The sequence below is a fragment of the Acidithiobacillus sp. TH-A117 genome (assembly GCF_057473465.1).
Genome location: NZ_JBYCKQ010000035.1, coordinates 1 through 6789 on the forward strand (window position 1 = coordinate 1; position 6789 = coordinate 6789).

General features: G+C 58.1%; 6 protein-coding genes. 5 read left to right on the forward strand and 1 reads right to left on the reverse strand.

The features are described from left to right. The first annotated feature begins 118 nt into the window (after positions 1-118). From AC2VLR_RS08745 to AC2VLR_RS08765, 5 genes are read left to right on the forward strand one after another with little or no spacing between them, the layout of a single operon-like run. Entirely contained in the window at positions 119-517 is a 399-nt protein-coding gene (locus tag AC2VLR_RS08745) for a hypothetical protein (protein WP_486881785.1), read from the forward strand. Between the two features lie 3 nt (positions 518-520). After that, positions 521-1318 (forward strand): AAA family ATPase, encoded by a 798-nt coding sequence (locus AC2VLR_RS08750; protein WP_486881786.1) that lies wholly within the window; start codon positions 521-523, stop codon positions 1316-1318. Between the two features lie 9 nt (positions 1319-1327). Beyond that, positions 1328-3823, forward strand: a complete 2496-nt coding sequence (locus AC2VLR_RS08755) for a nitric oxide reductase activation protein NorD (protein WP_486881787.1) — start codon at positions 1328-1330, stop codon at positions 3821-3823. Then, positions 3820-5001, forward strand: coding sequence for an acetoin utilization protein AcuC (locus AC2VLR_RS08760; protein WP_486881788.1), 1182 nt, complete (start codon positions 3820-3822; stop codon positions 4999-5001). Before AC2VLR_RS08755 ends, AC2VLR_RS08760 begins: the two co-directional genes overlap by 4 nt. Then, a complete protein-coding gene (locus AC2VLR_RS08765) occupies positions 4998-6143 on the forward strand; it encodes an aldo/keto reductase (RefSeq protein WP_486881789.1) in 1146 nt (381 codons plus the stop codon). Before AC2VLR_RS08760 ends, AC2VLR_RS08765 begins: the two co-directional genes overlap by 4 nt. 69 nt (positions 6144-6212) lie before the next feature. Here AC2VLR_RS08765 and AC2VLR_RS08770 read toward each other — a convergent pair. Continuing rightward, on the reverse strand, positions 6213-6789 hold a 577-nt coding region (locus AC2VLR_RS08770), incomplete at its 5' end, for a TM2 domain-containing protein (RefSeq protein ID WP_486881790.1).

Genomic DNA, 6789 nt, shown 5'->3' on the forward strand with positions numbered 1-6789 from the left:
GCCCCTTATTAATCACACTATAAAATGAATTATACACGCATTTAGCTAAAACTCTTTTATCCTAGACGAAAATCTCCCGGAGTGGTAGCGGGTTTCACCGAAAAACCGATCAGGAGTGATGATGACCAAGTCAAATGATTTGATTGCGGGACTGGATGCTGTTCATGGCCGCATTGAAGGGCTGGCCAAACAGCAGGCCGAGGGGATGCCTTTGCCGGAATTGCTGGCAGCAGGTATTGTCGAAGCCGAAGCCATGCTGCGGATCATGCTGGAAAGCGAGCATAAGCCCTATTCCAGCGATGCTGATCTGCTGGAATTGTGGAAAACCCTGGTCAAGGGCAAACCCCACTGGAATACCATTCGCGATAATTGCCGTGAACTGATTTACTACCAGAACTGTCTGACAGCAGAGCGCGCGGATGCCTTGCCCGCCCAGCCGGAGCGAATGGTGATCCATACCCTGCGCCATATATTTTTGTATTTGCGTAGCCATGCCGAACAACATCAAGAGGGTTGAGCAATGAGTGAGATGATCATCGAAGAGCCTTTTTATCAGCCCGTAGCCAACGAAGTCGGGGTATTCATGGCGGCATGGAGCCGTCGTTTGCCGGTGATGCTCAAGGGACCGACCGGCTGTGGCAAAACCCGCTTTCTGGAACACATGGCCTGGCGTCTGAAAAGACCGCTGATTACCGTCGCCTGCCACGAAGATCTGACCAGTTCGGATCTGGTCGGACGCTTTCTCATCGAGGGCGACGCCACGGTTTGGCAGGACGGGCCGCTGACCAAGGCAGTGCGTGAAGGCGCCATCTGCTATCTGGATGAAATTGTCGAAGCGCGGACGGATACCACGGTGGTCATCCACCCGCTGACCGATCATCGTCGCCATCTGCCCATCGAAAAGCTGGGCACGGAAATCAATGCCCATCCTGATTTCATGCTGGTCATCTCCTACAATCCGGGTTACCAGACGGTGCTGAAAGACCTCAAGCCTTCTACCAAACAGCGTTTTGTAGGCATGAATTTCACCTATCCGCCGGCGGAAGTGGAAATCCGCATTGTCATGAAAGAAGCGGGACTGGATGAGTCCCGTTCCAAGGCGCTGGTAGCGGCAGCAGACAAGGCCCGTAATCTGAAGGATCAGGGCTTGCAGGAAGTGACTTCGACCCGGGCGCTGATTTATGCCGGCGCACTGATGGTGGCGGGTCTGGAGCCGCTGGAGGCCTGCACCATGGCCATCATCAACCCTCAGACCGATGATCCGGAACTGAGTGAGGCACTGCTGGAAATTTTCCGGACTTTCTTCCCGGAACGCTAAGGAGCTTTCATGTCGGAAGCGACCGAAGAAATCCTCGAGCATCTGGCGGCCATCAGTTTTGTGGCCGGGCGAGATGCCCGCGATGCCCTGCCTGCGGTAACCCCCCTGGGGGAAAGCGCCTGTCTGCGTTTTCTGGAAACCGGTAGAGATCTGTTTTTTTATGACCGGGAGGCGGGCAAAGCCTGTTTTCACGCCACCGCCACCATGATAGCGGCCTTTGGTGGACTGGACCCCTGGCTGGAACAGGCCCGCCAGTTTCTCACCCAGCGCGGTACCTTTCGCGCGGTGGTGGGCTTTTTTCAACAGGCGGCGACGGTCCGGAGCAACTGGGGTGTTGAGGGCGAGGCCTTGTGGTTCCGTCTGGGCGCGGCCTGGATTGATCGTCATGTGGACAGCGCTGCGGCCTATTTCCGGATGCCGGTGCAGACCCTCTTTGGAGAGCAGGGTACAGCGGGGCTGGAAGCCCTGTTACAGCCTGCCGAAAGTCTCGCCAAGGGCCGCCTGGGGCTGGGGACTTATCTGGACGGGGCCATCAAGGTACGCGGCATTTGCGGGCTGGATGGTGTGGCGGAATGGGCAAGACGGGGGGCTGATGTACTGGCGGCCGGACGCATAAGGGGTGAAGCCTGGTTTCGTCTGGAAAGTGACGAAGCCCGGGGGTTTCTGCTGGAGGTGCTGCCCGGTTTCCGCATGGGAGCTCATAAGCGCCTCTTTGGCCTGCTTTTGCAGGCTTGGACAGGCTTGCATCTGCCCCTGGAAGAGGGTGACTGGAGTCTGGAAGGGGGGCGCAGTTTTCTGGAGACTGACGGTCGCAGTCTTTTTGTGCCGGCCGTCATGCCCGATCGGGAAGAAGCCCTGCTGGCTTTTTACCATACCGGCGCGCATCTGGCTTTTGACAGTTACGAGCAGGACGCCATTCACGCCCTTTTTGCGGAAATCGGGATGGAGCATCCCCCTCTGGACCCCGATCAGCGCATTACCTGGCGACCGCTTTTTGCCCAGTTTGGCGAGGATATGATCCGCTTCCAGATGATTTTTGATCTCTGCGAAGATTTGCGGGTGGATGTGGCCCTGGATCGGGAAATGCCGGGCTATATTTCCCGGGTTTTGCAGGCTGCACGCAAGCATGGACTGCCCGAAGGCGTGGCGGCCGCCTACTATGCACAGGCACAGCAGTATCTGGAAGACTACCAGCAGGGCCGCCTGGCCCCGGAACTGGCAGAGTTGATTCGTCCTGAAGCCGGGATTGTCGATGCTTTTCGGGTGGCTCTGGGCCTTTATGCGACGACGACCCTCGCTCCTTTGACGCTGGTGGAGCGTGCCCGGGCTTATCTGCCCGGTCATTCTCCCAATGCCGCACGGCCGGTTTATCCCCGGCAAAAACGCGGCAGTGATGCCCCGGAAATGGACGGTGACAGCGCCCTGGGGGCGGCCGGGCATCAGGAAAAGCCCAAGGAAGCGCCGCAATCGGCAGAAGGCAATGACCCGGATATGGAAATTCCGCCGGAGGATATTCAGGGTACCGGTGGCCGGGTAGGCGTGGGTATTCCCCTGCCGGCCAAGGTGGCGGGCAGCGGTCGCGGGGTCAAAGGCCCCAAGGGCGGCTGGCCTTACCGGGAATGGGATTATCGCCATCAGCAATACAAGATGGATTGGGCACGGGTCCATGAACGCAAGCTGCGGGAGCAGGATGAAGCCAAGGCCATCGAAATAGCTGCTGAGTATGACGGCACCCTGCGCCGCCTCAAACGCGCCCTGCAGGCCCAGAAACCGACGCGGATGGCGCCACGCCGTCGTCAGTATGAAGGGGAGGAACCGGATCTGGAGGCTGCGGTCCAGTTTCTCATCGAAAAGCGGGCCGGACGTTCACCCAAGGCCAGCGTATATTTGCAGCGCCGCCCTCAGCAGCGGGACACCGCCGTGCTGCTGTTGGCAGACCTATCTACCTCCATCATGGCCGAAGCTGGCGATTCCGGGGTAAGGGTGGTGGATCGCCTGCGCGCCGCCATGCTGCTCTTTGGCGAGGCCCTGCTAGAAGTGGGCGACCCTTTTGCGGTCTATGGTTTTGCCAGCAAGTATCATGATGAAGTGCTGATGTATCCCATCAAACGCTTCGCCGACAAATTTGATGCCCGCGCCAGAGCCATCCTGGGAGGCTTGTCGGGACGTTTGGCCACGCGCATGGGAGCGGCTATCCGCCATAGTACCCGCTTGATGTTGCGCAGTCCCGCCCAACGGCGCTTATTGCTGATTCTTTCGGATGGGCGTCCGGCGGATTATGATGACGGCGGCGATCCGCGCTATTTGCAGGAAGATACGCGGATGGCCGTGCGCGAGGCTCTGGAATTGGGAATTCACGCCTTTTGTATCAGCCTCGATCCCCAGGGTGGAGAATATCTGCCCCAGGTGTTCGGGCAGGGGCATTATCTGGTGCTGCCCCATCTCGACAGCCTGCCGGCGCGTCTGCCGGAAGTCTATCTGCGCCTGCGGGGACATAGCGGATGAATGAAAAACAGCTCCTGCATCCCCAAATTACGGCGACCCGTCCGGCCCGATTTGTGGGTGCCGCCCGCTACCGGCGCGCCAGCTACGGTAGCAATCATCCCCTGGCGATTCCCCGTGTTTCCCTGACCCTTGACCTGATCAACGCCTACGGGGCTTTGGCGCCCGAGGAATATTGTCTGGGCCGTCCAGCCAGTCATCAGGAACTGTTCGGATTTCACACCCGCGATTACATCCAGGCTTTTGAACGTGCCCAGTTTCGCGGCAATGTGCGTGATGCCGACCGCAAGCAATATCAATTAGGAACGCTGGAAAATCCCTGTTTCCCCGGCTTTTTTGATACCCCCAATCTGGCTACGGGCTCCAGTATCCTGGGCGCGGAGTTGGTATTGCAAGGTTTCACCGCCTTCAGTCCGGCAGGGGGGATGCATCATGCTGCCCCCGCTCAGGCGCGGGGGTTCTGCTATCTGAATGATCCGGTACTGGCTATCCAGCGCTTGCGCAAGGCGGGGCTGCGGGTACTTTACTGGGATATGGACGCTCATCATGGCGACGGTGTCGAAGCGGCCTTCCGGGAAGACCCCGATACCCTGACGGTGTCTCTGCACATGGATACAGCTTATGCCTATCCCTTTCAGGGGGGTGGGCTGGATGACCAGGAAGGCCTGGCCGTGAACCTTCCCCTGCCGGTGGAAATCAATGATACGGAATATACCCACGTTTTCGATGCCCTCTGGCCCCGGGTACTGCAGCAGTTTGCCCCCGATGTGCTGGTCCTCCAGGCCGGTACGGATATTTTATCTCCGGACCCCTTGAGCAAATTCCGCATATCCAATGGCCTGTTCTGGGACATTGTCCGGAGAATCGTTGCCGAAAGCCCGCGTTTGCTGGTGCTGGGTGGGGGAGGGTATCATCCCATAGCCCTGGCCCGTTGCTGGACCGGTGTCTGGGCGGCTCTGTCAGGGCGCACTCTGGATATGGCCCTGCCCGAAACCGGTCGAGCCCTGCTGGAAGCGGTGGAATGGGATCTGGATGATGAAGATGCGCCGGATTACAGCCGCCAGTTCCAGTACCTGGATGATCTGCCTTTGCCGGGCCCCCTGCGTCCGGAAGTGACAGCGCGTCTGGATTATCTGTTCCATCATCATCCCCTTTTTGCCAACAGGAGAAATGCTGCGTGAATGCTGCAGATAACACCTTGATTCCCGGCGCTGCCAATAGTGTGGGCAGCAAGGCTTACGTGGCGCGCTTTGCGGACACCCTGGCAGAAGAACATTTCAGTGATTTTCTCAATACCCGGATCAAGCTGTCCTCGTTGGGAGTGGGTACTTTTCCCGGCGCGGTGGATGATGTGACTGATCTCGCTGTGGCTGCCATCGTCGCCCAGGCCCTGCAGTCCGGAATCAACGTGATTGATACCGGTGCCAATTATCGCTTTGGCCGGGCCGGACGGGCCGTTGGTGCCGGCATTGCCAAGGCCATGGCCGCAGGTGTTCGCCGGGAAGAGTTTTTTGTGGTGGGCAAGGGCGGATTTTTGACCTTTACAGCGGGGCGGCCGGAAGATCCCCTCGCATTTTTCCGTGAAGAAGTGGTCGCCAAAGGGCTGGGTAAAGAAGAGGATCTGGCCGGAAATGTGCATTGTTTGAGTCCGGAATATATTGCCTGGCAACTGGACGACCTGCGTCAGCAAACCGGTCTGGAAACCCTGGACGTGTTTCTGGTGGATCAGCCCGAAGTGCACATTCCCCTGATTGGCAAAGAACGGATGTACCAGAAGCTGCTCCAAGTCTTTACCGTGCTGGAGCAGGCCGTTCAGGAAAACAAGATTCGTTATTACGGCATTTCTACTTTCAATGCCTGTCGGGTGGAAACGGACCATACCCTGTTCCAGTCCCTCACCAGTCTCATTGGTCTGGCCGAAAAAGCGGCGGGGGAGGGCAACCGGCACCATCTGCGCGTGGTGGAATTACCCTTCAACGCGCTGATGCCCGAAGCCTACACGCGTTTCAGCCAGGTGACCGGACAGGGCAATATCGGCTCCACCATTCAGGCGGCTTTTCAGCTCAAGCTGACCATCATGGCCAGCCACACTCTGGGCAAGGGATTATTGGCCCAGGAAGAAATTCCTTCCCTGCTGGAAGGCATTCCCGAGCTGGCCAACGCCGCCCAGCGCGCCATTCAGTTTGTAAGGTCAACGCCGGGAATTGGTGTTACCCTGGTGGGCATGAGCACCCCTCTGCATCTGGCTGATTTTCTCGCCGTTGCCAAGCAGTTGCCTCTCCCCAAAGAACGTTATCTGGCAATGTTCGAAAAAGAAAAATAGACATGGCATTGCCAAGCAGAGTCTTGAGAAATGTGGGTCAAGAACCCATTTTAGCGGTAAGTGCCCTCATCAGTCATTGCCATCCGCTTTGTTTTTAGCGCCACTGGCAATTTCCCGCAGCAAGCGCTCCTGTTCGGCAAAGGACATGCGTCTTTGCCCCGGCGCAAAACCTTTGCTGGCCGGATTCTGAGTGGCGGGATGACCCGCCCGCTCGCTTTCCTTGGTCGCCGTATAGTCTTGCAACTCCCGCTGCCACTGGGCAGGGGCTTCACCGGTATCGGTGCGGCCCTGGTAATTGGCAGGGGCAGCCGGTGTTTGCCGGGCAAACCAGGTAGCTTTGCGCAGTTCCTTGTTGTAGCTGCTGATCCATTGCTGGATGCGGCTGAGATCCCAAACAGCGACCCCCAGGAGCAGCACGGCTAAAACAACGGCTTCCCAGAACAGGCCGAGTAGGGCGAGGACCACAATGCCCGCCGTGGCCAGCGGAAACACCCAGGCCCAGGATTCTTCCAGGTAAAAACGATGAGCACCCACAGGAAACAAACACCAGTATAGATAGGCCCATAGAGGTTTTTTCTGGAGTTTTTGCAAGCGAATTTGTAAACTCTGTACCCCGGCGCCTTGCAGATCGAGCTTTTCCCAAGCC

Excerpts from the sequence above, each read along its gene's own strand:
- AC2VLR_RS08755 (WP_486881787.1), top strand. The coding sequence starts at position 1,328 with ATGTCGGAAGCGACCGAAGAAATCCTCGAGCATCTGGCGGCCATCAGT.
- AC2VLR_RS08760 (WP_486881788.1), top strand. The coding sequence starts at position 3,820 with ATGAATGAAAAACAGCTCCTGCATCCCCAAATTACGGCGACCCGTCCG.
- AC2VLR_RS08750 (WP_486881786.1), top strand. The coding sequence starts at position 521 with ATGAGTGAGATGATCATCGAAGAGCCTTTTTATCAGCCCGTAGCCAAC.
- AC2VLR_RS08745 (WP_486881785.1), top strand. The coding sequence starts at position 119 with ATGATGACCAAGTCAAATGATTTGATTGCGGGACTGGATGCTGTTCAT.